Origin of the sequence: Streptomyces argenteolus, assembly GCF_042902585.1 — a bacterium.
GTDB lineage: Bacteria > Actinomycetota > Actinomycetes > Streptomycetales > Streptomycetaceae > Streptomyces > Streptomyces argenteolus.
This window is the reverse complement of sequence record NZ_JBIBEG010000009.1, coordinates 227487-250474: the sequence shown is the minus strand read 5'-3', so window position 1 is coordinate 250474 and position 22988 is coordinate 227487. Positions and strand designations below refer to the sequence as shown.

Genomic DNA, 22988 nt, shown 5'->3' with positions numbered 1-22988 from the left:
CGATGATTCCCGGAGAGATCCTGTACGCGGACAGCCCGGTGCCCCTCAACGAAGGGCGCCCCGTCACCCGCCTCACCGTCCTCAACGCCGCGGACCGGCCCGTCCAGGTCGGCTCGCACTACCACTTCGCCGAGGCCAACCCGGGCCTGGACTTCGACCGCGACGCCGCCCGCGGACTGCGGCTGAACATCGCCGCGGGAACCGCCGTGCGCTTCGAGCCCGGTATCCCCGTCGACGTCGAACTCGTCCCGCTCGCAGGGCTGCGCATCGTCCCCGGACTGCGCGGCGACACCGGAGGTCCTCTCGATGCCTGAACTCAGCCGCCCCGTGTACGCCGATCTGTTCGGGCCCACCACCGGAGACCGCATCCGGCTCGCCGACACCGACCTCCTCGTCGAGATCGAGGAGGACCGGTCCGGCGGCCCCGGGCGGGCGGGTGACGAGGCCGTGTTCGGCGGGGGAAAGGTGATCCGCGAGTCGATGGGCCAGGCGCGCACCACCCGTGCGGAGGGCGCGCCCGACACCGTCGTCACCGGCGCGGTCATCATCGACCACTGGGGCATCGTCAAGGCCGACATCGGTATCCGTGACGGAAGGATCACCGGCATCGGAAAGGCCGGAAACCCCGACACGATGGACGGTGTCCACCCCGAGCTGGTCATCGGACCCGAGACCGAGATCATCGCGGGCAACGGCAAGATCGTCACCGCCGGAGCCATCGACGCGCACGTCCACTTCATCTCGCCGACCCTCGTCGACCAGGCACTCTCGTCCGGCATCACCACGCTCGTCGGGGGTGGCACCGGGCCGGCCGAAGGCACCAAGGCCACGACGATCACACCGGGCCCCTGGCATCTCGCCCGGATGTTCGAGGCGCTCGACGGCTACCCCGTCAACATCGGGCTGCTCGGCAAGGGCAACACGATGTCGCGGGAGGCCATGCACTCGCAACTGCGTGCCGGAGCGCTGGGATTCAAGATCCATGAGGACTGGGGTGCCACCCCCGCAGTCATCGACGCCTGCCTGGGCGTCTGCGAGGAGACCGGCGCCCAGCTCGCCATCCACACGGACACCCTCAACGAGGCGGGCTTCGTCGCCGACACGCTGGCGGCCATCGCGGGGCGCTCCATCCACGCGTACCACACGGAGGGCGCGGGCGGTGGGCACGCGCCCGACATCATCAGTGTGGTCTCGGAGCCCTACGTCCTGCCCAGCTCCACCAACCCGACCCGGCCGCACACCGTCAACACCATCGAGGAACACCTCGACATGCTGATGGTCTGCCACCACCTGAACCCCACGGTGCCGGAGGACCTGGCCTTCGCCGAATCCCGCATCCGGCCCTCGACCATCGCGGCCGAGGACATCCTCCACGACCTCGGAGCGATCTCGATCATCTCCTCCGACTCCCAGGCGATGGGGCGCATCGGCGAAGTGATCCTGCGGACCTGGCAGACCGCGCACGTGATGAAGCGCCGACGCGGTTCCCTGCCGGGCGACGGACGGGCCGACAATCACCGCGCACGTCGCTATGTCGCCAAATACACGATCAACCCCGCGGTCGCCCAGGGCCTCGACCGGGAGATCGGGTCGGTCGAGACCGGCAAGCTCGCCGACCTGGTGCTGTGGGACCCGGCCTTCTTCGGGGTCAAGCCGCAGACGGTGATCAAGGGCGGCCAGATCGCGTACGCGCAGATGGGTGACGCCAACGCCTCGATCCCCACCCCGCAGCCGGTCATGCCCCGCCCGATGTTCGGAGCGGTGGGCAGGGCGCCGGCGGCGAACTCCCTCAACTTCGTGTCCGCCCCCGCCCTCGAGAACGGGCTCCCGGAGCGTCTGGGGCTCGGCAAGGAGTTCGTGTCGATCAGCAGCACCCGAGGCGTGACCAAGGCCGACATGCGGGAGAACGACGCCCTGCCCCGCGTCCAGGTCGACCCCGACAGCTTCGCCGTGACCATCGACGGTGACCCCGTCGAACCCGCGCCCGCCGCCGAACTCCCGATGGCCCAGCGGTACTTCCTCTTCTGAGGGCAGGACAGCACTTCATGACGACACGCGCAGCCCTGCTCGTCCTCGCCGACGGCCGGTTCCCCGCCGGTGGCCACGCCCACTCCGGTGGCGCCGAACCGGCCGTCAAGGCAGGACGCATCCGCGACCCCCAGGATCTGGCGGCCTTCTGCCTGGGACGGCTCCACACCACCGGACTCACCTCCGCCGCGCTCGCCGCCGCCGCGGCCCACGGCCTCGACCCGCTCGCGCTCGACGAGGCCGCTGACGCCCGGACACCCTCACCCGCGCTCAGGAACGTCGCGCGCAGGCTCGGCCGGCAGCTCATGAGGGCCGCCCGGGCCACGTGGCCCAGCCCCGAACTGACCGCGCTCGCCGAAGCCAGGCCGCGCGGTGCCCACCAGCCCGTCGTCCTCGGCCTCACGGCGCGGGCGGCCGGCCTCGGGCCCGAGGACGCCGCACACTGCGTCGCCTACGAGACGGTCAGCGGCCCGGCGACCGCGGTGGTGCGGCTGCTCTCCCTCGACCCCTTCGAGGCCACCGCCGTCCTCGCCCGGCTCGTCCCGGCACTCGACCAGGTCGCCGAGCAGGCCGCCGAAGCCGCGCGCCAGGGCATCGAGGCGCTGCCCGCCGCTTCCGCCCCGCTGCTCGACATCTCGGCCGAGGCCCACGCGGCCTGGCCGGTCCGCCTGTTCGCGTCCTGACCGTCCTGCCCTCCGATTCCCGACCGAACCGTCCTCACCAGGAGCCGCATTCCATGCACCTCGACCACGCCCATCCCGGGCCCGCAGCCGTCAGCGCCGACGCCGCACGTCCCGACGGCACCCGGCGCGCCCTGCGCATCGGCCTCGGCGGACCGGTCGGCTCCGGCAAGACCGCCACCGTCGCCGCCCTCTGCCGTGCCCTGCGCGACCGCGTCTCCATCGCCGTCGTCACCAACGACATCTACACCCGCGAGGACGCCGCCTTCCTGCTGCGCAACGCGGTGCTTCCCCCCGAACGCATCCAGGCGGTCGAGACCGGCGCCTGCCCGCACACCGCCATCCGGGACGACATCTCCGCCAACCTCGAAGCGGTGGAGGACCTGGAGGACTCCGTGGGGCCTCTGGACCTGATCCTCGTCGAATCCGGCGGCGACAACCTCACCGCCACCTTCTCCAAGGGACTCGTCGACGCCCAGATCTTCGTCATCGACGTGGCGGGTGGCGACGACATCCCGCGCAAGGGCGGGCCCGGTGTCACCACCGCCGACCTGCTCGTCATCAACAAGACCGACCTCGCCCCCTACGTCGGTTCCGATCTGGAGCGGATGGCCAAGGACGCCGCGGCGCAGCGGGGCGAACTCCCCGTGGTGTTCACCTCCCTGACGGGTACGGACGGAGTCACCCCCGTCGCCGACTGGGTGCGGGCGCAGCTTGCCGCCTGGGCCGCATGAGCGTCGGAGCCACCGCCCGGATCACCGCCGTCACCGACGACCGGGGTGCCACGGTGCTCCCCGTCCTCGAGAGCGCCGGACCCCTCGCCGTGCGCCGCACCAGATCCCCCGACACCGCGTACGCACGCGTCACCGTGGTCGGCGCGATGAGCGCCCCCCTCGGCGGTGACCGGCTGGCCATCGAGGTACGGGCCGAGGACGGCGCGCGGCTGGACGTGGACTCCGCCGCCGCGACCGTGGCGCTTCCGGGAGCGGACCCGGACGCGGGGCCGGCCACGTACGAGGTGCGGCTGAGCGTGGGGGAGGGGGCGGAGCTGCGCTGGCTCCCCGAACAGCTCGTCTCCGCGCACGGCAGCGACCTCGACATGACCACACACGCCGAACTCGCGGCCGGCGCACGACTGGTGCTCCGCGAGGAACAGGTCCTGGGCCGCCACGGCGAACCCACCGGCAGGCTCTCCACCCGCCTGATCGTCCGCCGGGCCGGCCGCCCGCTCCTCGACCAGCAGGTGGCGTACGGTCCGGGGGCGCCGGGCGGCTGGGACGGGCCGGCCGTCCTGGGCGGCCACCGGGCCGTGGGGCAACTGCTCGTCGTCGATCCCGCGTTCGCCGAGGGGCCCCCCGCGGCACGCGTCCTCGGTCCCACCGCCGCGCTGACGCCACTCGCCGGCCCTGCCGTCCTCGTGACGGCGCTCGCCCCGGACGCGCGGCTGCTGCGCGCGGTGCTGGACGAGGCTCTGGACGGCCTCCTGAAGGAGACAAGGACGCCCGGAAGGGGCTGAGTTCGCTCAGCGGAACAGCGACACCGGTTATTGGTTCGGTAAAGAAACACGTGTACGCCCTGTTCTCAGCAGGCTCACAGGCGAAAGGATCCACGGGACGAACGAACCACGCGCCGCCGGCGGCGGCGCATCACGCAGGGGGAGGTTCCACTTGAGACGCACAGCGGTGCTCGGTTCGGCCGGCACTCTGATCGCGGGCACGCTCATAGCAGGGGCGATAGCCGCACCGGCCGCAGGCGCCGACAGCCGTCACCAGGGCGACCGGGAGGCACGCGGTGTCCAGACCGCCGCGGCCCGGGCGGCGAAGGCCGGAATCGACTGGACGAACTGTCCGGCCGACTGGGCGATCGCCGCGCCCATCCAGTGCGGTTGGGTGACGGTGCCGCTCGACTACAGCAAGCCCGACGGCAAGCAGATCAAGCTGGCCGTCGACCGGCACGTCAGCACGGGCACGAAGGACGAGCGCCAAGGCGCACTCGTCTACAACCCCGGAGGCCCGGGCGGCTCCGGCATGGCGTTCCCGAAGCGCATCGTCAACAAGAACCCGCTGTGGACCAAGGCCGCGAAGGCATACGACTTCGTCGGCTTCGACCCCCGCGGTGTCGGCCACTCGGCGCCGATCTCCTGCATCGACCCGCAGGAGTTCGTGAAGGCCCCGAAGGCCGACCCGGTGCCCGACAGCGAGGCCGACAAGCGCGCACAGCGCAAGCTCGCCGCCGAGTACGCCGACGGCTGCGCCGAGCGCAGCGGCGAGATGCTGCCGCACATGACCACGCCCAACACCGCACGCGACCTGGACGTCATCCGGGCCGCGCTCGGTGAGAAGAAGCTCAACTTCCTGGGCGTCTCCTACGGCACCTACCTGGGCGCGGTCTACGGCACGCTCTTCCCGTCGCACGTACGCCGCATGGTCGTCGACAGCGTGGTCAACCCCGCGAAGGACAACATCTGGTACGAGGCCAACCTCAACCAGGACATCGCCTTCCAGACACGCTGGGACGACTGGAAGGCGTGGGTCGCCGCGAACGACTCCGCCTACCACATCGGTGACACGCCCGAGAAGGTCGAGCAGGCGTGGCTGACGCTGCGTGCCGCGGCCAAGAAGAACCCGATCGGCGGCGTCGTCGGACCCGCCGAGCTCATCGGTTTCTTCCAGGGGGCTCCGTACTACGACTCCGCCTGGGCGCCCACCGCCCGTGTCTGGAGCGACTACCTGGGCGGTGACACCCAGGCGCTGATCGACGCCGCGGCACCCGACCTGTCGGACACCGCGGGCAACATCAGCTCGGAGAACGGCAACGCGGTCTACACGGCCGTCGAGTGCGCGGACGCCAAGTGGCCCACCAGCTGGCGCAAGTGGGACCGCGACAACACCAGGCTGCACCAGGAGTACCCGTTCATGACCTGGGCCAACGCCTGGATGAACCTGCCCTGCGCGACCTGGCCGTCCAAGCAGCAGACCCCGCTGGACGTGCGTACCGGCAAGGGACTGCCTCCCGTGCTGATCGTGCAGTCCACGCGTGACGCCGCCACCCCGTACGAGGGCGCCGTCGAGCTGCACCAGCGCTTCAAGGGCTCCCGCCTCATCACCGAGGAGGGCGCCGGCTCGCACGGAGTCACCGGCCTGGTCAACCCCTGCATCAACGAGCGGGTGGACACCTACCTGCTCACCGGGGAGACCGACCGGCGCGATGTGACGTGCGCTCCGCACGCCACACCGAAGCCGTAGGGACCAGGCGAGACGAGCGGGCGGTCGTGATACTCACGGCCGCCCGTTCCGGTATCCGCGGTCGTACCGCTCCAGCCAGGCGTCCTCGGCCGCGTAGTCGAAGAGCCCTTCGCCGTAGCTCCGCACCATCTTCGGGAAGGCCTGCCTCCAGTCCCGGGCGCGCAGTTGGGCGGTGAGCCATTCGACGGTCCCCGGAAGCGACTCCACGTAGCCCGTGACCGGGCGGTAGCCCAGCTCCCTTTCGGCGAGTGCCATGTCGTAGACCACGGGGTGGGCGCCCGACCACGGTGTCTCCCCGACACCCCCCTCGGGCGGCGCGCCCTCCACCAGCACCGTCCCCGGCCTCACACCGAGCACGTCGTCGACGGCGGCGGCGATCTCCGCGACCGTCGGTGCCTGCGGATCACCCGCGTTGAGCACCCTGGAGCCGGGCCGGCGGGCAGCGAGGCGTATCAGCTCGGCGAGGTTGGCGACATGGACCGGGTGGAATCGGCTCCGACCGCCGTAGGCGAGCACCCGTCGATCACGGCCGTCCAGGGCGCGCTTGACGAAGTACAGCTCGCGCGGTGTACGGCAGTGCTCCCCGTGTATCGCGCCCGCCCGCAGCAGTGTCACCGGCAGCCTTCGCCCGGCAGCGAGCAGTGCCTCTTCGAGCGCGACCTTCCGGGTGCCGTACGTCGCGTCCCCCGGGGCGACCGTGCGCTGGGACTCCGGGATCGGCACCGGATACTCCGGGAAGCCGTCCGGCTCGCCCTGGGTGTCGAAACTCCGGCCCCGGTCGTCCTCGTAGACCGCGCCGCTGGAGATGACCACCGCGGAATCTGTCCGGTCCGCGAGCTCCGTCAGCTGGGTGGCGTGATCCCGGCCGAAGGCGACCATGTCCACCAGGACGTCGTATCCCTCTCCCAGCGCGCCCGCCAGCGCTCCCTCCTCCTCCCGGTCGAGGGCGAGGGTGCGGATCCCGTCGCCCCACGCGGAGTCACCGCCACCGCCGCGCGAAGCCGCCGTGACCTCCCAGCCGTCCTCGGCCAGGGCCCGCACCGCGGCCCTGCCGACCTGTCCTGTGGCGCCCAGCACGAACGCTCGTCCTCCGGTCATGAACCGAACGCTACGGCCGTCTCACCCCCGGGACCAGGCACATCTGCCGGTGGCAGAATCCTCGCTCAGCGTGAGCGCCGCGGGAACTTCCCGGGCTTCTCGGGCGGTGCCGTCTTCGCCTTGACGGCGTACTCGTCGACGTACTCCTGCCCGGAGAGACCGAGGATGGCGTACATGATCTCGTCCGTGACCGCGCGGATCGCGGCCTTCTCGTTCTCCATGCCCGCGTAACGGGAGAAGTCCAGCGGCTCCCCGAAGCGGATCGTGACCCGCTTGATCCGAGGCACCTTCTGACCGGGGGGCTGGATCTCGAACGTCCCGAGCATCGCGCAGGGGATGACGGGGACCCCGGCCTTGATCGCCATCACGGCGACCCCCACCTTGCCCTTGTACAGCCGCCCGTCGCGCGAGCGGGTGCCCTCCGGGTAGATACCCATCAGTTCCCCCCTCTCCAGCACCGCCAGGCCCTCGCGGAGCGCGGACTGGCCCGCTCCCTTGCCCGAACGGTCCACGGGGATCTGCCCGATGGCGCGGAAGAAGGCGGCGGTCAGCCTGCCCTTGATCCCGGGGCCGGTGAAGTACTCCGCCTTCGCGAGAAAGGTGATGCGGCGCTTGATGATCGCGGGCATCAGGAAGTGGTCGGAGAAGGACAGATGGTTGCCCGCGACGATGGCCGGACCCTCGTCGGGAACGTGTTCCAGCCCCTCGATGCGGGGACGGAACACCAGCCGGAGCACGGGGCCCAGGACGACGTACTTCAGGATGTAATAGAACACAGCTTCTCTCCTAGCCTTCTGACCGGGCTGGTTGCCGCGTTCTGCCGGATCACACATGACGGTGTCGCTCTTGACCGACTCACCTGACGCGCCATCAGTCGGCAGACCGTTCGAACTCGGTGCTACTCCTGAACGATCGATCGTAGCTCCGATTCCGTCGCCCACCGAGGGTCCGGGGAAGTGCGGCTCGGTTCGGCCTGCGCGCGGGCCCCCGGCACGGCAGCGGCACACCATGTCCCGTCGCGCCGCTGCGGTCCGGTGCGGCCATGGAGGATGGAGCCATGACAGGAGACGCGGAAGACGCGGGCGGAATCGTCCTGAGCAAGCAGGATCTACGGGAGGTCTCCGCGTTCGCCGTAGCGTGCGCGGAGACGGTGCTCGCCGTCTTCGAGGCGGATCAGCCCGACGACGCGCGGCCTCGGGCGGCCGTCGGCGCCGCGAGGGAGTTCGCTCGGGGCGGGGAACGGGGGAGGGCGCTGCGGGAGACGGCGTCGGCGGCCCTCAAGGCCGCCCGGAGCGCGGAGAGCGAGGCCGGGCGCGAGGCTGCGTGGGCCGCCATGTCCGCGGCGGGTTCCGCCTATCTGCATCCGCTGGCCAAGGCCACCCAGGTCAGACACATCCTCGGAGCAGGCGCCTACGCCGCCCGGGCGGCCGAGCTCGCCGCCGGTGACGACCGGGAGGTCGGCGCCGCCCATGTGCGGTGGGCGGTGCACCGCGCGACACCGGCCGTCGTCGATGTGCTCCGCCGCTACCCGGCCGCGCCGCGTGGCGGCGGCCGGGTCGGTGAGCTGATCCGCCTGCTGGACGACGGCCTTCGGGCGCTCACCTTCCCCGGATGACGTCGAGCCGGACGGAAGCCGCGCGGTGAACCGTTGAGTGCTGTGCTGTGCGGTCGGGTGCGGTCGGGCAGGAGGACCACGCCCTCGTCGGCGGCGGGCAGGATGCCACCGGGGCCGAGGCGAGGAGGCCGAAGACGACGGGGAGGCCGACGGCTCCGGCGGCGTCCGCGAAGATCTTGGGCGGGCGCCGGCTCCGGGCCCCGGCTGATCATCGGCGACGTCCGTGGCAAGGGCCTGACCACCGTCGGCGACGCGGCCGTGCCGCTCGGTGCGTTCCGGGCCGCCGCCCACCGCGAGGCGACGCTGACCGAGCCGGTCACCTGTCTCGACGGACGTGGGTGCTGGGGCACGACCGAACCGGGTGAGGGGGATCAGTCCGGAGAGACCTTCCTCACCGCCGCCGCTCTGCACATCCCCGACCAGCCCGGCCGGGTGCACATGATCGACTGCGGCACCCGCCCCCGGTCGTGCTGCGCGAAGGTCACGTCTCCACGATCGAGGTGACCCGGCCGGCGCGCCCGCTGGGGCTCGGTGACCTGGTCTGTCCGTGCTGCCTTCGGCGAGGGGGGAAGGGCGTGCTTGACCACGTCGGCGGGCGGCGTGTGGGACGACGCCGCCAGGATTGGCCGCACGCGGGCCCAGGTGCGCCCCGAAAACGGCGCCCGGCCGTCCGGTCCTCCTGCCGAGCCGGAGGCGGGTCCGACTGCCGCCCGAGGCGCCGCCCCGCCGACGGCTCAGGTGTCGCGGGTGGCGACCATCCCCAGCGTGGCCAGGCCCAGCACCACCCAGCCGAACCACAGCCAGCCGTTGCTCCCCAGCGCCACCGTGTACGCCGTCACCGCCACCAGGGTGCCGACGGTGAGCACCCCCATGGTCTTCGTGGATCCAGGCATGAGCGCACGCTCCTCACCCGGCCGCACGGCCGTTGGAGCCATGGTCACCCCTCAAGCGTGCCCACCGCTACTGCCCGCGTGTCTGCAACGAGGCGAGGTAGGCGTTGTACGCCTTCAGCTCCTGGTCGCCGTCGCGGTCCGCGGCGCGGTCGGAGCGCTTCGCCGACCGCTGCTCGGAGCGGTACCACTGGAAGACCAGGGCGATCAGCACCAGGACGGACGGGATCTCGCTGAACGCCCATGCGATACCCCCCGCCACCGACTGGTCGCTCAGCGCGTCGACACCCAGGGAGGCCGGAGGGTTCTCGTACGCCTTCACCATCGGCTGGCTCGCCATCATCAGCGCGATCCCGAAGAAGGCGTGGAACGGCATGCCCGCGAAGAGCTCCAGCATCCGCATCACGTAGCCGGGCCGGTGGGGCCCCGGGTCGACGCCCATGATCGGCCAGAAGAACACCAGGCCGACCGCCAGGAAGTGCACCATCATCGCGATGTGGCCGGGCTTCGACTCCATCAGGAAGTCGAACAGCGGAGTGAAGTAGAGCGCGTACAGGCTCGCGATGAAGAGCGGGATCGTGAACGCGGGGTGCGTGATGATCCGCAGGTAGCGGCTGTGGAGCAGCTTGAGCAGCAGTTCGCGCGGCCCCGTACGGTCCCGTCCCGCCACCGGCAGCGCCCGCAGGGCGAGCGTGACGGGTGCGCCCAGCAGCAGCAGGATCGGCGAGACCATGCTGATCACCATGTGCTGCACCATGTGCACGCTGAACATGACCATGCCGTAGTCGTTGAGACCGGTGCACATCACCAGGGCGATGGTCAGCACGCCCAGGACGAAGAAGACGACCCGGTTCACCGGCCAGCTGTCGCCACGCCCGCGAAGCCGCAGGACCGCGTAGCCGTACAGCGCGAGTGCCGCGACGCATCCGATCAGGAAGAACGGGTCCGCGGAGAACGCGAGCCCGCGTCCCAGCGTGAACGGCGGCAGATCCATGTTCATGCCGTGCCCGCTGTGATCCATCTGTTCACTCCCGCCGGGGACGTCCCCGATTCGTGCCTGTTGTCCGGACCAGACTAGAACCGCCCCCGGCCGCGGGTGCGGCCGGGGGCGGTTCTGCGGATGTCGTGGCGGTCAGAGGACGACCTGCGCCTCTGCGTAGCGCTCGGCGGGGACCGTCTTCAGGGTCTCCACCGCCGCCGCCAGCGGCACCATCGTGATGTCCGTGCCGCGCAGGGCCGTCATCATGCCGAACTCGCCGCGGTGCGCCGCCTCCACCGCGTGCCAGCCGAAGCGGGTGGCGAGGACGCGGTCGTACGCGGTCGGGGTGCCGCCGCGCTGCACATGGCCGAGGATCACCGGCCGGGCCTCCTTGCCGAGGCGCTGCTCCAACTCACCGGAGAGCTGCGTCGCCACACCGGCGAAACGCTCGTGGCCGTAGATGTCCTTGGTGCCCTGGTTGAACGCCATGGAGCCCTCGCGGGGCTTGGCGCCCTCCGCGACGACGACGATCGCGAACTTCTTGCCGTCCGAGAAGCGCCGGCCGACCAGCTCGGTCAGCTCGTCGATGTCGAAGGGGCGCTCCGGTACGACGATGGCGTGCGCACCGGCCGCCATGCCCGAGTGGAGCGCGATCCAGCCGGTGTGACGGCCCATGACCTCGACGATCAGCACCCGCTGGTGCGACTCGGCCGTGGTCTTCAGCCGGTCCAGCGCCTCGGTCGCGACGCCGACGGCCGTGTCGAAACCGAACGTCACATCGGTGGAGGCGATGTCGTTGTCGATGGTCTTCGGCACCCCGACGATGGGCAGGCCGGCCTCGGAGAGCAGGTTGGCGGCCTTCAGCGTGCCCTCGCCGCCGATCGGGATGATCGCGTCCAGGCCGAGGTCCGCGACATGGCCCCTGGCCCGCTCGACGCCGTCACGCAGATGCGCGGGCTGGACGCGGGAGGAACCGAGGATGGTGCCACCACGAGCGAGGATGCCGCCCACCGCGTCGAGGTCGAGCTTGCGGTAGTCGCACTCGAGGAGGCCCTTCCAGCCGTCGTGGAAGCCGATGACCTCGTCGCCGTGGTCGACCACCGCGCGGTGCACGACGGAACGGATGACGGCGTTGAGGCCGGGGCAGTCGCCGCCGGAGGTGAGCACACCAATTCGCATTGCCCGGGAAACCTTTGCAACGTGGGCCGACGCCGGACCACGTCGTCCGGTTGGATCCCTGCCACCCTACCGGCGCAGGGTGACGGGACCGAACCCACTGTCCGACTGCTGGACGTCCACCGGACGTCCACCGGCCGCTCACACCCGCGGACCGGCCCGTCGGACGGGCCGGTCCGCGGGAAACGCGTCAGGCGGGCTGGGTCGCCGCGGCGATCCGTTCGGCACGCAGCGCCTCGTACCACCGGTCGTCGCTCGGCGGCAGGGCGTTCACGTCCAGGGCCAGCTTGAGCAGGTGGTCCGCGATGAGCGGGTTCCGTGCGAGCACGGGCCCGTGCATGTACGTACCGAAGACGGTGTCGTTGTACGCGCCCTCCGTGCCGTCCCCCGTGCCGTTGCCCCGGCCGAGTCGCACCCGGGCGAACGGGCGCGCGGACGGTCCGAGATGGGTGACGCCCTGGTGGTTCTCGAAGCCCGTCAGCGGCGGCAGACCCAGGTTCGGGTCGATGTCGCCGAGCACGTCGCCGACGCACCGGGCTCCCTCGCCCCGGGTGGAGACGACGTCGAGCAGACCGAGGCCGGGCTCCCGCTCGCCGAGGTCGTTGATGAACTCGTGACCGAGGATCTGGTAACCGGCGCAGACCGAGAAGATGATCGCACCGTTGGCCGCGGCCCTGCTCAGCCCGCCGTCACGGCGCAGCCGCTCGGCCGCGAGCCGCTGGGGCCGGTCCTCCCCGCCGCCGATCAGGTAGATGTCGCCCGACGTCGGGATGGGCTGGTCGCTGCGCACGTCGACACGCGACACGTCCAGGCCGCGCTGGCGTGCCCGGCGCTCCACCACCAGGGCGTTGCCCTGGTCGCCGTAGGTGCTGAGGAGGTCGGGGTAGACCCACACCAGCCGCAGGCTGTTGTTGCTCATGCTTCGTCCTCTCCGGGGGTTGCCCGCGCGGGGGTCAGTTGCCGACACGACGGCGCAGATCCTGGAAGGCGGTGTAGTTGGCGATGACCTCGATGCGGCCGGGCGGAGCCATCTGGACCGCCTCGTCGAGGTTCTCGCAGACACGGAAGTCCAGACCGGCCACCTCGAGCCGGACCGCCAGGTCCAGCTTGCGGTCGCCGAGCACGAAGATCGGGTGCCCGTAGAGCTGTGTGTAGTCGACGTCCCACAGCCAGGAGGTGTCCGTGCCGTCGGCGCCCCGTGCGTTCACCGAGAGGATCACGGGGGTCGGCGGCGGGTCGATCAGCGAGAACGTCTCCAGCCAGCCCGCCGGGTTCTTCGCCAGCAGGAGCCGCAGTTCACGGCCGAGGAAGGTGACGACGTCGTAGCGTCCGGCCACCGCCTGCACCTGGTACATGCGTTCCAGCGCGACCTGCGGCGGCACACCGAAGACGGCGGCCACGGCGGCCGAGCTGGTGGCGTTGGCCTTGTTGGCCCGGCCCGGCAGCTGGAGGTGGATCGGCCACGCGGAGCCGTGCGGGTCCAGGACGTAGTCGCCGTTCAGCGCCCAGCTCGGCGCCGGGCGGCGGAAGCCGCACTCACCGCAGAACCAGTCGTCGCCCGGGCGCTGCATGACACCGCCGCAGGACGGGCAGGACCAGGCGTCGTCCTTCCACGCCTGTCCGGCCGCGACCCACACCACGTTGGGGGACGAGGAAGCCGCCCAGACGATCAGCGGGTCGTCGGCGTTGGCCACGATCACGGCCTTGGAGCCGGACAGCCCCTCACGCCACTTCTCCGCCAGCATCCGGGTCTCCGCGGCGCGGTCCAGCTGGTCGCGGGAGAGGTTGAGCAGCGCGATCACCTTCGGCGTCGTGTCGCGTGCCACACCGGCGAGGTACTTCTCGTCCACCTCGATCACGCCGTAGCGCGCGTCCGAGCCGCCCGCCAGCGCGGAGGTGATCCCCGCGGGCATGTTGGCCCCGAGCGCGTTGGACACGACGGGCCCAGCGGCCCGGAGTGCCTCGGCGATCAGCCGGGTGGTCGTCGTCTTGCCGTTCGTCGCGGACACGAGGATCACGTCCAGGTGCTGCGCCAGCCGCCCCAGCAGGTCGGGGTCGAGCTTGAGCGCCACCCGGCCGCCGATCACCGATCCGCTGCCGCGCCCCGCAGCGCGCGACACCGCCGCCGCGGCCTTGCCCGCCGTCACGGCGAGCTTGGCCCGCGGCGACAACGGCTCCGTGTTGCCTGCCATCGTCCTAGATCCTCCTTGCGTAAGTCCGCGCCCAGCCTATCGATGTCCGGCGCGGCGACCGCACCTCGGCACCACGGGGAAGGTGGAGGTCACGTGGAACGTACGCTTCTCCCCATGCGAAACCGCCCGATCCCCGGCAGTTCCGGACGCGTTCGTGCCATGAGCCTGTTCGGTGACCCGGTGCTGCACGGCCCCTGCGACGACGTCACGGACTTCGGTCCTTCCCTCGCCCGCCTGGTCGAGGACATGTTCGCGACCATGTACGCCGCGAACGGCGTAGGACTTGCCGCGAACCAGATCGGCGTGCCGCTCAAGGTGTTCGTGTACGACTGCCCGGACGACGACGAGATCCGTCACCTGGGTCACGTCGTCAACCCGGTCCTCGTCGAGGCCGACGGGATCACCGTACGCGGACCGGAGGGCTGCCTTTCACTTCCGGGCCTGGAAGCCGGCACCCCGCGCTTCGACCACGCCGTCGTCGAGGGCCGGTCCATGACCGGGGAGCCGGTGCGGATCACGGGTACCGGCTGGTTCGCCCGGTGTCTGCAGCACGAGTGCGACCACATCGAAGGCCGCGTCTACACGGACCGGCTGACGGGCCTGCGGCGGGCCAGGGCGCTGCGGGCCGTCCGGAGGGCGCCCTGGGGCCGTACGGCCCCTGCCTAAGACCGGCAGCGGGCGCGCGGCGCCTGTGGCGGCGGTGCTCAGAACCCCGGGCCGCCCGGCAGGTCGCCGGCCTCGGCGAGCCTGCCCCACAGCAGGTCGGCGAGACTGCGTACCAGCTGTTCGCGCGAACACGGCCGGTCACCGAGCCACCAGTCCCCGGCGGCGTGCATCATGCCCACGATGCCGTGGCCCCAGATGCGTGCCATCTGCTCGCCGTCCGGGCCGAGGTCGACCCGCTCGACGATCACCTTGCCGAGTTCCTCGCCCAGGCGGCGCAGGAGCGGGGCCGAGTGCCGGCCCACGTCGAAGCCCTGCTCGGGCGAGGGGGCCGCGTCGTCGGACGGATGCATCAGGAAGCGGTAGACCTGCGGGCGTGCCTCGATCGCCGCGAGGTAGGTGTCCAGCGTCGACTCCACCCGTGCGCGCCGCTCGGAGGGCGCGTCGAGCGCGGCCCTCAAGGCGCTGAGCAGGGCGTCCGTGTGGCGCTTGGCGAGTGCGCGGTAGAGGCCGCCCTTGTCGCCGAAGTGCCGGTAGAGGATGGGCTTGGTGATTCCCGCCTCTGCGGCGATCGCGTTCATCGAGGCCTGCGGGCCGTCCCTGAGCACCACTCGGTCCGCGGCTTCCAGCAGCTCCCTGCGGCGTCTCTCGGCCGCCGTCCGCTGCCGTTCGGCCCCTCGTGCGGTCTCCATGTCGTTTCTCCCGCCCCACCCAGCTGTCCTGCGATCTCGTCACGCCCGGGCAACGTAACACCCTGCTCCGCCACGCGCGGATCCCCAGCTGACCGGTTGACAGAAGCTACTTGCTGGTAACAGACTGTTGTTACCGCTAGTAACGGGTTGATCCGGAAGTGCATGGAGGGAACATGGCCGAGTTCACGCTCGAGCTCAACGACGACCAGAAGCAGGTCCGTGACTGGCTGCACGGATTCGCCGCCGAGGTGATCAGGCCGGCCGCTTCGGAGTGGGACGAGCGTGAGGAAACGCCCTGGCCGGTCATCCAGGAGGCCGCCAAGGTAGGCATCTACTCCCTCGACTTCTACGCCCAGCAGTTCTTCGACCCTACGGGGCTGGGGATCCCCATGGCCATGGAAGAGCTCTTCTGGGGTGACGCCGGCATCGCCCTGTCGATCGTCGGTACGGGCCTGGCGGCCGTCGGCGTGCTCGCCAACGGCACCGAGGAGCAGATCGGCACCTGGATCCCCCAGATGTACGGCGACGCCTCCGATGTGAAGGTCGCCGCCTTCTGCTCCTCCGAGCCGGACGCCGGCTCGGACGTCGCGTCGATGCGCACGCGTGCCGTGTACGACGAGGCCAAGGACGAGTGGGTCCTCAACGGCACCAAGACCTGGGCGACCAACGGCGGCATCGCCAACGTCCACGTCGTCGTCGCCGTGGTCGACCCCGAGCTGGGCTCGAAGGGGCACGCCTCCTTCATCGTCCCGCCGGCCACCCCCGGCCTCTCGCAGGGGCAGAAGTTCAAGAAGCACGGCATCCGCGCCTCGCACACGGCCGAGGTCGTCCTGGAGGACGTCCGCGTCCCCGGTCACTGCCTGCTCGGCGGCAAGGAAAAGCTCGACGAGCGCCTCGCCCGGGCCCGCGAGCGCGCCAGGACCGGCGGGGAGCGCGTCAAGAACGCGGCGATGGCCACCTTCGAGGCGTCGCGCCCCGCCGTCGGTGCCATGGCCGTCGGCACGGCCCGTGCGGCGTACGAGGTCGCCCTCGACTACGCGAAGACCCGCAGCCAGTTCGGCCGCCCGATCATCGACAACCAGGGCGTCGCCTTCCAGCTGGCGGACATGCGCACGCAGATCGACGCCGCGCGGCTCCTGGTCTGGCGCGCCTCCTGGATGGCCAGCGCCGGCAAGCCGTTCACGGCGGCCGAGGGCTCGATGTCCAAGCTCTACGCGAGCGAGACGGCGAAGTCGGTCACCGCCCAGGCCGTCCAGATCCTCGGCGGCAACGGTTTCACGCGTGAGTACCCCGTGGAGCGCATGCACCGCGACGCCGCGATCTACACCATCTTCGAGGGGACGAGCGAGATCCAGCGTCTGGTGATCGCCCGCACCCTCTCGGGGATGCCCATCCGCTGAGGCCGCTCGTCCGGGGAGCGCTCAGCGCCTGTTCCGGACGAAGGGCCGTGCTGCCGCGGGGCCGGACCGTCCACCGGTCCGGCCCCGCGTGCTGCTGCCCGCTACCGGGGAAGCTGTGCCTCGATGGCCGCCACGACCTCCGGGGCCTCCGGCTCGGTCCGGGGGCGGATCCGGGCGACCGGCTCACCGGCCGGGGAGATCAGGAACTTCTCGAAGTTCCACTGGACGTCACCGGCCGCGCCCTCGGAGTCGCTGACCTTCGTCAGCTCGGCGTAGAGCGGGTGGCGGTCGTCACCGTTGACGTCGATCTTCTCCAGCAGCGGGAAGCTCACGCCGTACGTCGTCGAGCAGAACGTCTGGATCTCCTCCGCGCTGCCCGGCTCCTGGCCCGCGAACTGGTTGCAGGGCACGCCGAGGACGGTGAAGCCCCGGTCGCCGTACTCCTTCTGCAGCCGCTCCAGGCCCGCGTACTGCGGCGTGAGCCCGCACTTGGACGCGACGTTCACCAGCAGGACCGCCGAGCCCTCGTAGGCCCCCAGCGTCGTCGGCTCGCCGGTGAGGGTGCGGAGCGGGATGTCGTGCAGTGTCATGCGAGATCTCCTCGGTCGTGGGGCGTCACCGTCATTGTGACGTCCCCGCTTCGGCGGCGGCGGGGCGGGCGAGCTCCCTGTAGTAGAGGGTCGTTCCCCTGAGGACGCCGGACGGGTCCGCCGCGTACCGGGGGATGGAGCCGCACGGCGTCCATCCCGCCGAGGCGTACAGCCGCTCGGCGAGGCTGTCGGTCTCGGTGTCCAGGACGAGGAGCGTCAGGCCTTCCCCGGCGGCCCACTCCTCGACGGCCGTGAGCAGTGCGCGGCCGATCCCCCTGCCCCGCGCGGAGGGCCTGACCATCAGCTTGCCGACCTCCGCGCGGTGGCGGGCGTTGGGCAGGGGGGCCTTGACCAGGCCGACCGTGCCCACCACCCGCTCGTCGTCGCGGGCGATCCAGACCTTGTGGCTCCCCGCATCGACCGCTGCGGCCCGCTCCCGCCACCAGACGGCCGCGTCCGCGCGGTCGAGCGGGGCGAGGAACCCCACGGACGCCCCGCCCTCCACTGCCTCGATCAACAGGGCTGCGAGCTCATCGGCGTAGGTGATCAGTTCGGGGCCGGAGACGGAGACGATCTCGGTCATGGAGCGGGGTCCTTTCACATTCACGGCAGGACGATCATCAGTGCGTAGCGGACCGGGCCGGGGCCCGGGCAGTGGAAGTGGGACGGGCCGCGCAGCCTGAAGCGCAGGCAGTCGCCCTGGCGCACGGTGTGCACCGTGCTGTCGACGGTGATCTCGACCGTGCCTTCGAGTACCCAGATGTGCTGCTCCACGCCGGGCACGGGCGCGTTCTCGTAGGCGATGTCGGCGCCCGCGTCGAGTGTGCCCTCGACGATCTCCGCACGCAGGCCGGCATGCGGTGGCGAGACGGAGCGGCGGAGGAACCCGGAGCGCTCGTCCCGCCACACCGGCTGCACGGCGGCCGGAACCAGCTGCGGCGGCTCCGTCTCCACCTCCATGAGCAGGCGCGACATCGTCCGCCCGTAGACGGTGCAGAGGCGCCCCAGCACGGTGGTGGTGGGGCTCAGCTCCCCGCGCTCCAGCCGGGAGAGCGTCGAGCGGCTCACGCCGGCGCGGTGCGACAGCTCGTCCAGCGACCAGCCGTGCTCGGTGCGGAGCAGACCCAGCCGGGCTGCGAGCCTGGCATCGACGGTGTCCGGCACCTCATGGTCTCTCACATTCGGGATTCTATCTCGGATACGAGAAAGCGGGCAGGGGGGTTCGGTGTGCCGAACAGGTGATGCCGTGTCAGTCTTACAAAAGGCATATAAGCCGCAAAGCGGCTCGTCCGAGTTGCTGATCGGCTGGAACACGAGGAGGCCGACATGGCTGGAAGTGTGAGTGGAACCCGGGAGGGGCACGGCACGACGGGCGGCAGTGCGGCCCAGTCGGGCTGGACCGTCTTCGCGGCGGTGATGATGATCTTCGGCGGGGCCATGGCCATCTTCGAGGGCATCGCGGCCATCGCCAAGGACGACCTGTTCGTCTCGACACGCAACTACGTCTTCCAGTTCAGCCTGACCGGCTGGGGCTGGGTGCACCTCATTCTGGGGATCGTGGTCGTCGTCGCCGGCTGCGCGCTCTTCAGCGGAGCCCTCTGGGCGCGCGCCGTCGGTGTCCTGCTCGCAGGCCTCCTGGCGATCGCGAACTTCCTCTGGCTTCCCTACTACCCGTTCTGGTCGCTGGTGCTGATCGCGATCAACGTCTTCGTCATCTGGGCGCTGTGTGCGGGGCCGCACCGGAGTCGAACCTGAGTGTCAGGACGTAGGAGACCACCACCGCCACGATGACGAGCGGCATCACGGTGATCCCTTCGGAACCCAGCAGCAGCGTGGCGAGCAGCACCGATGTCATCGGCAGTCTCAGCATCGCCACGCACATGGCACCGATGCCCATCGCGAAGCCCGACGTGGTGTCGAGGCCGGGCAGGTGGGACAGGGCCAGCCCGCCTGCCGCCCCGATGAACATGGCCGGGAAGATGGGGCCGCCCCTGAAGCTGCTCAGCGACGCGCAGTAGGCGAGGCCCTTGCACGCGACCAGCAGCACGAGGGTGGCGACCGACAGTCCGGCGTCCGAGGCGAGCAGCGGGCCGAGGGCGTCCTGGCCCGAGTAGAGCACCTGGGACGCCTCGTCACCCGTGCTCTGTGCGTACAGGAGCGCGAGCACGCCGACGACGAGCCCCATCGCGACGGCGGACGGAACCGTCCGCCGTCCGGTGTGCTTCTGGAGCGACAGGGACAGCCGCTTGATCCCCGCTCCGGCGAAGGCGGCAGCGGCCCCCAGGACGAGTGCCCAGCCGAACGCCCCCACAGTGGGGTCGTCGGCGTGCGGCACGCCCGGCAGGGTCAGGGAGTACGTTCCCAGCCCTGTCCACGAGCCCAGCCCGATGAAGATCAGCGAGCCGATGCCGGAGGCGAGCAGGCCCGGGACCAGCACCAGTCCGAGCGTCATCCCGGCGAGACCGGACGCCTCCATCAACAGGAACGCGCCGAGGAGCGGTGAGCCGAGCAGGGTGCTGACGGCGGCGAAGCTCCCGGCGGCCGCGACCATGGCGCCCGCGCTCGGCGGGAGGCCGGGCTTCACCAGGCGCACCGCGAAGAGGGCCAGTCCGCCGCCCAGGGCGATGAGCGGCGCCTCCGGCCCGAGCACGGCCCCGAGTCCCAGCGAGGTGAGCGCGGCGAGGGCGATGCCGGGCAGTTCCACCGACGCCGGCGGTTCTCCGTGCGCCATGCCCTCCGCCGGATTGTGCCCGCCCGTGCCCGGGAGGTGGCGGATGGTCAGCCCGGTCAGCAGGCCCGCCACGGCGAGCAGGGGCACCGGCCACCACGAGGGAGTCCCGTGGAACCCGAGGGCCCGGGGCAGGTCGTCGTTGGTCAGCGCCTGGAGTTCGTGCACGAGGGCCAGGAACCCGAACGCGAGCGCGGAGATGGGGACGCCGAGGATCGCCACCATGAGCAGAAGGACCGCGTAGCCCCGGGTGCGTGCCACGGTGAGTGGATCCGGGTGCTCGGTCCCGGGTCCTGCGCCGGGTTCGGCCGACATCGTCATGGTCTCCTCAGCGTCGGGTCCCGGCCGGAACGCGCTGTCCCGCCGGGATCCCCACGGTGATACCACGATGTGGCGTTATGTCTGCGATGTACCCGCTGTCCCGGTGTGACGTTTCGGCCTTCGCTACCGCGCGTCCGCCTCGGCCGCCGCGGGAAGGCTGCCCGCCGCCACCGCCTCGGTCAGCGCCCGGTGGTCCCGCTCGTTCTGGTCGGCGTACAGCTCGGCGAAGACCGCGAGGGCCCGGTCGAACACGTCGCCGCCGCCCAGGTAGGCGGCGATGGCGATCCGGTCCCCGGACCGCGCGTGGGCACGGGCCAGGGTCGCCCCGCACATCTCGCCGAACGCGCCCATGCCGCGCGGCACCATCTGCTCCGGCTCGGCGATGCCCTTCCAGTCGCGCAGCTGGCGCACGTAGAAGTCGCGGCGCTTCCCGTCGATCCCGTCCACCCGCTGCCAGCCGAGGAAGATGTCGCCAGCCGCCTGCATCAGACGCTGGCCGGCCACCACCCGCTCGCCCTGGTTCCCGTACGCGCTCGCCCCCACGTGCGGCGCGAGCACGGAGGTGTCGGCCTCCTTGGCCTGGAGGAACAGCGGATCACCGCCGTCCCTGCCCAGCAGCAGGATGATCCAGCAGCGGGTGCCGACACTGCCGACCCCCACGACCTTGCGGGCCATGTCGACCGGCCGGTAGTCGGCCAGCAGAGAGCTGCGGTCCGACGGCAGGGTGCGGCCGTAGCGCCGGAGCAGCTTCCCCAGCTGGGCCTCCATCAGGCCGCGCTCCGGGGCGGGCAGCAGATCCCTCAGCGGGACGAGCAGGGGCGGATCGGCGGCGATCCGGATCCGCCCGTCCACGACCTCGGTGAGCTTGCCGAAGGCCTGGAGGCTGTCCCGGGCGCGGGCCTTCTCGGCCGCCCTGGCCAGACGTCTGCGGCCCCGGGAGGCGAGTCGCTCCGCGGCGACCGCCCGCAGCTGGTCCGCCTCGGTACGGGCGTACCAGACGTCGAGATTGCGCATGTCCGCGAACCGGATCATCGACTCCCGGTACGAGCGCACCGTGGCGCGGACGATGCGCCGCCGCTCCTTGGCGGAGAAACCGTTCGCGCGCCCGGCGATGACGAGACTGGCCGCGAGCCGCTTCACGTCCCACTCCCAGGGGCCGGGCAGCGTCTCGTCGAAGTCGTTGATGTCGAAGAGCAGATGGCGTTCGGGGGAGGCGAGCAACCTGAAGTTCAGCAGATGGGCGTCACCGCACAGCTGCGCACGGATGCCCGAGTCCGGGGTTCCGGCCAGGTCGGAAGCCATGATCGCCGCCGCGCCCCGGTAGAAGCGGAACGGCGACTCCGTCATCCGCCCGTAGCGGATCGGCACCAGCTCGGGGACCCTGGCCGCCGACTGGACCTCCAGGACGGCCAGCGGATCGGGCCGGTCGCCGGGTGGGTCGTACACGCAGTGGCCGGAGCGGGGAGCCCGCCGGCGGGCCGCCTTGCCGAGCGCGGCCCGTTCCTCGGGCGTCGAGCCGGGTACGGCGCGAAGAGGGGAAGGGGCGTCCTGGGGCATGGTGACCCTCCTGACTGCCGGGCTGCGCTGTGTGAGCCCGCCTTCCCATCATTACGGCTCCGCGGCCTTCCGGCCCGTTGCCGGCGGGTGGGACCGGCCGGGGCCGTCAGGGCGCCCCGGTCTGTCCCGCCCGGCGCAGGGCCACCCTCCGCCAGATCGCCCGCTGGCACCTGAGCGCCGCCGCTCCCACCACGATGAGCACCGCGATGTTGACCAGGAGCTGGATGAGCGAGCCCCGCGCCTCGGACCAGCTGGCGAAGGCCGTGGAGACGCTGATGGCAGCCGCCGCCGGGATGGTCGTGACCGAGATGAACACCCCGAGCAGGGCGCTCGTGCGCGCCTCGGTGAGTGACACGATGCCCACGACGCCGGCCAGGGCGGCGACGGCGACGGAGAAGAAGTTGGGGGTGTTGATCAGGTCGGACACCGGTCGCAGCCCCTTCTGGAAGGCCTGGGACTCCAGCCCGAACCCCCGGATGAGCAGGCTGAAGAGGAAGGTGACCGCGATCGTCAGCAGGAGTCCCGCGCCCAGTGCGGACAGCCCCTTGCGGACCATGGTCCGCTCACCCCTGTCGATGCCCAGCGCCACCGCGACGATCGCGCCGTACTCGGGGCCGACGACCATGGCCCCGACGATGAGGATCTGGGAGTTGGTCACGATGCCCACGGACCCGATGAGACCGGCGATGACGAGGTACAGGTAGAAGCTCGGCGCGTACCTCCCCTCGGACCTGATGCGTGCCTCGACCTGGTCCCAGACGGGGGCGTTCGCCAGCGTGCCGAGCCGCCGTGCCGCACGGTCCGAGGCCTGTCCGGTGAAGGCCATGTCGACCGACTCGACGACCATCGTCCCCCGGGTGTCGATCCCGAGGTCCCGCAGACCGCGCAGCACCTCGTTCGCGGCTCCGCCCACCACGTCACAGGCCACGGCGTCCCCCTCGGGGTTGCGCGCCGCGCCACGCTGGACGATCAGATTCAGGACGTAGGGGCTGCCGGTGAGGATCCCCTCGACCTGGTCGGTGAGGTCCGCCGGGCTGACGACGCGGATGTGGATCATGTCCATCAGGCGTCCCGGCCCGGCCGGGAGGACCGCCCGCCTGCGGGTGCCGGAAAGTAGCCTCTGCGGTGACATGG

General features: G+C 71.3%; 25 protein-coding genes. 11 read left to right on the top strand and 14 right to left on the bottom strand.

What is annotated here, in order from left to right; all coding sequences use genetic code 11:
- Positions 1-2: 2 nt before the first annotated feature.
- The 6 genes from ACFY8O_RS28170 to ACFY8O_RS28145 all read left to right on the top strand — a co-directional run bounded on the left by ACFY8O_RS28170 (position 3) and on the right by ACFY8O_RS28145 (position 5953).
- Positions 3-314 (top strand): urease subunit beta, encoded by a 312-nt coding sequence (locus ACFY8O_RS28170; RefSeq protein ID WP_145811581.1) that lies wholly within the window; start codon positions 3-5, stop codon positions 312-314.
- Complete coding sequence (locus ACFY8O_RS28165; protein WP_145811580.1) at positions 307-2028, top strand: urease subunit alpha; 1722 nt, start codon at positions 307-309, stop codon at positions 2026-2028. The genes ACFY8O_RS28170 and ACFY8O_RS28165 overlap by 8 nt, the downstream gene beginning before the upstream one ends.
- 17 nt (positions 2029-2045) lie before the next feature.
- Positions 2046-2711, top strand: coding sequence for an urease accessory protein UreF (locus ACFY8O_RS28160; protein ID WP_387907144.1), 666 nt, complete (start codon positions 2046-2048; stop codon positions 2709-2711).
- A 53-nt stretch (positions 2712-2764) separates the two neighbouring features.
- Complete coding sequence (gene ureG, locus ACFY8O_RS28155) at positions 2765-3442, top strand: urease accessory protein UreG (protein ID WP_387907141.1); 678 nt, start codon at positions 2765-2767, stop codon at positions 3440-3442.
- Positions 3439-4224 carry an urease accessory protein UreD gene (locus ACFY8O_RS28150; protein ID WP_145811577.1) on the top strand — a complete coding sequence of 262 codons (786 nt, stop codon included), beginning with the start codon at positions 3439-3441 and terminating at the stop codon, positions 4222-4224. Before ureG ends, ACFY8O_RS28150 begins: the two co-directional genes overlap by 4 nt.
- Positions 4225-4375: 151 nt before the next feature.
- On the top strand, positions 4376-5953 hold the full coding sequence (locus ACFY8O_RS28145) for an alpha/beta hydrolase (protein WP_387907138.1): 1578 nt from the start codon (positions 4376-4378) through the stop codon (positions 5951-5953).
- Between the two features lie 33 nt (positions 5954-5986).
- Here the strand turns inward: ACFY8O_RS28145 and ACFY8O_RS28140 are convergent, their stop codons facing one another.
- The gene (locus ACFY8O_RS28140) at positions 5987-7030 is read right to left on the bottom strand and encodes an NAD-dependent epimerase/dehydratase family protein (protein WP_387907342.1); all 1044 of its coding nucleotides are present in this window, start codon (positions 7028-7030) and stop codon (positions 5987-5989) included.
- Positions 7031-7116: 86 nt separating this feature from the next.
- Entirely contained in the window at positions 7117-7827 is a 711-nt protein-coding gene (locus tag ACFY8O_RS28135) for a lysophospholipid acyltransferase family protein (protein ID WP_387907135.1), read from the bottom strand.
- A 281-nt stretch (positions 7828-8108) separates the two neighbouring features.
- Here ACFY8O_RS28135 and ACFY8O_RS28130 point away from each other — a divergent pair, with 281 nt between their 5' ends.
- The gene (locus ACFY8O_RS28130; RefSeq protein WP_387907132.1) at positions 8109-8666 is read left to right on the top strand and encodes a putative immunity protein; all 558 of its coding nucleotides are present in this window, start codon (positions 8109-8111) and stop codon (positions 8664-8666) included.
- 258 nt (positions 8667-8924) lie between these two features.
- Positions 8925-9170 carry a hypothetical protein gene (locus ACFY8O_RS28125; RefSeq protein WP_387907129.1) on the top strand — a complete coding sequence of 82 codons (246 nt, stop codon included), beginning with the start codon at positions 8925-8927 and terminating at the stop codon, positions 9168-9170.
- Between the two features lie 230 nt (positions 9171-9400).
- On the opposite strand, the gene ACFY8O_RS28120 is transcribed toward ACFY8O_RS28125, so the two are convergent.
- The 5 genes from ACFY8O_RS28120 to ACFY8O_RS28100 all read right to left on the bottom strand — a co-directional run bounded on the left by ACFY8O_RS28120 (position 9401) and on the right by ACFY8O_RS28100 (position 13903).
- Positions 9401-9559, bottom strand: a complete 159-nt coding sequence (locus ACFY8O_RS28120; RefSeq protein ID WP_033301001.1) for a hypothetical protein — start codon at positions 9557-9559, stop codon at positions 9401-9403.
- 67 nt (positions 9560-9626) lie between these two features.
- Positions 9627-10577 (bottom strand): cytochrome c oxidase assembly protein, encoded by a 951-nt coding sequence (locus ACFY8O_RS28115; protein WP_387907126.1) that lies wholly within the window; start codon positions 10575-10577, stop codon positions 9627-9629.
- Between the two features lie 111 nt (positions 10578-10688).
- Positions 10689-11714, bottom strand: a complete 1026-nt coding sequence (locus ACFY8O_RS28110) for a 6-phosphofructokinase (RefSeq protein WP_145811570.1) — start codon at positions 11712-11714, stop codon at positions 10689-10691.
- A 187-nt stretch (positions 11715-11901) separates the two neighbouring features.
- Positions 11902-12630 carry a type 1 glutamine amidotransferase gene (locus tag ACFY8O_RS28105; protein WP_145811568.1) on the bottom strand — a complete coding sequence of 243 codons (729 nt, stop codon included), beginning with the start codon at positions 12628-12630 and terminating at the stop codon, positions 11902-11904.
- 34 nt (positions 12631-12664) lie between these two features.
- Positions 12665-13903 (bottom strand): Mur ligase family protein, encoded by a 1239-nt coding sequence (locus ACFY8O_RS28100; protein WP_145811566.1) that lies wholly within the window; start codon positions 13901-13903, stop codon positions 12665-12667.
- 114 nt (positions 13904-14017) lie between these two features.
- On the opposite strand from ACFY8O_RS28100, the gene def reads away from it, so the two are divergent.
- Entirely contained in the window at positions 14018-14569 is a 552-nt protein-coding gene (gene def, locus ACFY8O_RS28095) for a peptide deformylase (RefSeq protein ID WP_387907122.1), read from the top strand.
- 38 nt (positions 14570-14607) lie between these two features.
- Here def and ACFY8O_RS28090 read toward each other — a convergent pair whose 3' ends face one another.
- Positions 14608-15258, bottom strand: a complete 651-nt coding sequence (locus tag ACFY8O_RS28090; protein WP_145811562.1) for a TetR family transcriptional regulator — start codon at positions 15256-15258, stop codon at positions 14608-14610.
- 173 nt (positions 15259-15431) lie between these two features.
- Here ACFY8O_RS28090 and ACFY8O_RS28085 point away from each other — a divergent pair, with 173 nt between their 5' ends.
- Positions 15432-16658, top strand: a complete 1227-nt coding sequence (locus ACFY8O_RS28085) for an acyl-CoA dehydrogenase family protein (protein ID WP_145811560.1) — start codon at positions 15432-15434, stop codon at positions 16656-16658.
- A gap of 101 nt (positions 16659-16759) precedes the next feature.
- Here the strand turns inward: ACFY8O_RS28085 and ACFY8O_RS28080 are convergent, their stop codons facing one another.
- From ACFY8O_RS28080 to ACFY8O_RS28070, 3 genes are read right to left on the bottom strand one after another with little or no spacing between them, the layout of a single operon-like run.
- Positions 16760-17248 carry a glutathione peroxidase gene (locus tag ACFY8O_RS28080; protein WP_145811559.1) on the bottom strand — a complete coding sequence of 163 codons (489 nt, stop codon included), beginning with the start codon at positions 17246-17248 and terminating at the stop codon, positions 16760-16762.
- A 31-nt stretch (positions 17249-17279) separates the two neighbouring features.
- Positions 17280-17831, bottom strand: coding sequence for a GNAT family N-acetyltransferase (locus ACFY8O_RS28075; RefSeq protein ID WP_387907116.1), 552 nt, complete (start codon positions 17829-17831; stop codon positions 17280-17282).
- Positions 17832-17851: 20 nt separating this feature from the next.
- Positions 17852-18427 (bottom strand): helix-turn-helix domain-containing protein, encoded by a 576-nt coding sequence (locus tag ACFY8O_RS28070; RefSeq protein WP_145811555.1) that lies wholly within the window; start codon positions 18425-18427, stop codon positions 17852-17854.
- A gap of 147 nt (positions 18428-18574) precedes the next feature.
- Here ACFY8O_RS28070 and ACFY8O_RS28065 point away from each other — a divergent pair, with 147 nt between their 5' ends.
- A complete protein-coding gene (locus tag ACFY8O_RS28065) occupies positions 18575-19003 on the top strand; it encodes a DUF7144 family membrane protein (RefSeq protein WP_387907113.1) in 429 nt (142 codons plus the stop codon).
- On the opposite strand, the gene ACFY8O_RS28060 is transcribed toward ACFY8O_RS28065, so the two are convergent.
- From ACFY8O_RS28060 to ACFY8O_RS28050, 3 genes are all read right to left on the bottom strand, one after another.
- The gene (locus tag ACFY8O_RS28060; RefSeq protein WP_387907110.1) at positions 18960-20291 is read right to left on the bottom strand and encodes a chloride channel protein; all 1332 of its coding nucleotides are present in this window, start codon (positions 20289-20291) and stop codon (positions 18960-18962) included. The genes ACFY8O_RS28065 and ACFY8O_RS28060 overlap by 44 nt on opposite strands.
- Positions 20292-20420: 129 nt before the next feature.
- The gene (locus ACFY8O_RS28055) at positions 20421-21854 is read right to left on the bottom strand and encodes a DUF2252 domain-containing protein (RefSeq protein WP_387907107.1); all 1434 of its coding nucleotides are present in this window, start codon (positions 21852-21854) and stop codon (positions 20421-20423) included.
- 106 nt (positions 21855-21960) lie between these two features.
- Positions 21961-22917 (bottom strand): DUF389 domain-containing protein, encoded by a 957-nt coding sequence (locus ACFY8O_RS28050; protein ID WP_145811547.1) that lies wholly within the window; start codon positions 22915-22917, stop codon positions 21961-21963.
- Positions 22918-22988 lie beyond the last annotated feature (71 nt).

Excerpts from the sequence above, each read along its gene's own strand:
- ACFY8O_RS28170 (WP_145811581.1), top strand. The coding sequence starts at position 3 with ATGATTCCCGGAGAGATCCTGTACGCGGACAGCCCGGTGCCCCTCAAC.
- ACFY8O_RS28165 (WP_145811580.1), top strand. The coding sequence starts at position 307 with ATGCCTGAACTCAGCCGCCCCGTGTACGCCGATCTGTTCGGGCCCACC.
- ACFY8O_RS28160 (WP_387907144.1), top strand. The coding sequence starts at position 2,046 with ATGACGACACGCGCAGCCCTGCTCGTCCTCGCCGACGGCCGGTTCCCC.
- ureG (WP_387907141.1), top strand. The coding sequence starts at position 2,765 with ATGCACCTCGACCACGCCCATCCCGGGCCCGCAGCCGTCAGCGCCGAC.
- ACFY8O_RS28150 (WP_145811577.1), top strand. The coding sequence starts at position 3,439 with ATGAGCGTCGGAGCCACCGCCCGGATCACCGCCGTCACCGACGACCGG.
- ACFY8O_RS28130 (WP_387907132.1), top strand. The coding sequence starts at position 8,109 with ATGACAGGAGACGCGGAAGACGCGGGCGGAATCGTCCTGAGCAAGCAG.
- ACFY8O_RS28120 (WP_033301001.1), bottom strand. The coding sequence starts at position 9,559 with ATGCCTGGATCCACGAAGACCATGGGGGTGCTCACCGTCGGCACCCTG.
- ACFY8O_RS28115 (WP_387907126.1), bottom strand. The coding sequence starts at position 10,577 with ATGGATCACAGCGGGCACGGCATGAACATGGATCTGCCGCCGTTCACG.
- ACFY8O_RS28110 (WP_145811570.1), bottom strand. The coding sequence starts at position 11,714 with ATGCGAATTGGTGTGCTCACCTCCGGCGGCGACTGCCCCGGCCTCAAC.
- ACFY8O_RS28105 (WP_145811568.1), bottom strand. The coding sequence starts at position 12,630 with ATGAGCAACAACAGCCTGCGGCTGGTGTGGGTCTACCCCGACCTCCTC.
- ACFY8O_RS28100 (WP_145811566.1), bottom strand. The coding sequence starts at position 13,903 with ATGGCAGGCAACACGGAGCCGTTGTCGCCGCGGGCCAAGCTCGCCGTG.
- def (WP_387907122.1), top strand. The coding sequence starts at position 14,018 with ATGCGAAACCGCCCGATCCCCGGCAGTTCCGGACGCGTTCGTGCCATG.
- ACFY8O_RS28090 (WP_145811562.1), bottom strand. The coding sequence starts at position 15,258 with ATGGAGACCGCACGAGGGGCCGAACGGCAGCGGACGGCGGCCGAGAGA.
- ACFY8O_RS28085 (WP_145811560.1), top strand. The coding sequence starts at position 15,432 with ATGGCCGAGTTCACGCTCGAGCTCAACGACGACCAGAAGCAGGTCCGT.
- ACFY8O_RS28080 (WP_145811559.1), bottom strand. The coding sequence starts at position 17,248 with ATGACACTGCACGACATCCCGCTCCGCACCCTCACCGGCGAGCCGACG.
- ACFY8O_RS28075 (WP_387907116.1), bottom strand. The coding sequence starts at position 17,831 with ATGACCGAGATCGTCTCCGTCTCCGGCCCCGAACTGATCACCTACGCC.
- ACFY8O_RS28065 (WP_387907113.1), top strand. The coding sequence starts at position 18,575 with ATGGCTGGAAGTGTGAGTGGAACCCGGGAGGGGCACGGCACGACGGGC.
- ACFY8O_RS28060 (WP_387907110.1), bottom strand. The coding sequence starts at position 20,291 with ATGTCGGCCGAACCCGGCGCAGGACCCGGGACCGAGCACCCGGATCCA.
- ACFY8O_RS28055 (WP_387907107.1), bottom strand. The coding sequence starts at position 21,854 with ATGCCCCAGGACGCCCCTTCCCCTCTTCGCGCCGTACCCGGCTCGACG.
- ACFY8O_RS28050 (WP_145811547.1), bottom strand. The coding sequence starts at position 22,917 with ATGGACATGATCCACATCCGCGTCGTCAGCCCGGCGGACCTCACCGAC.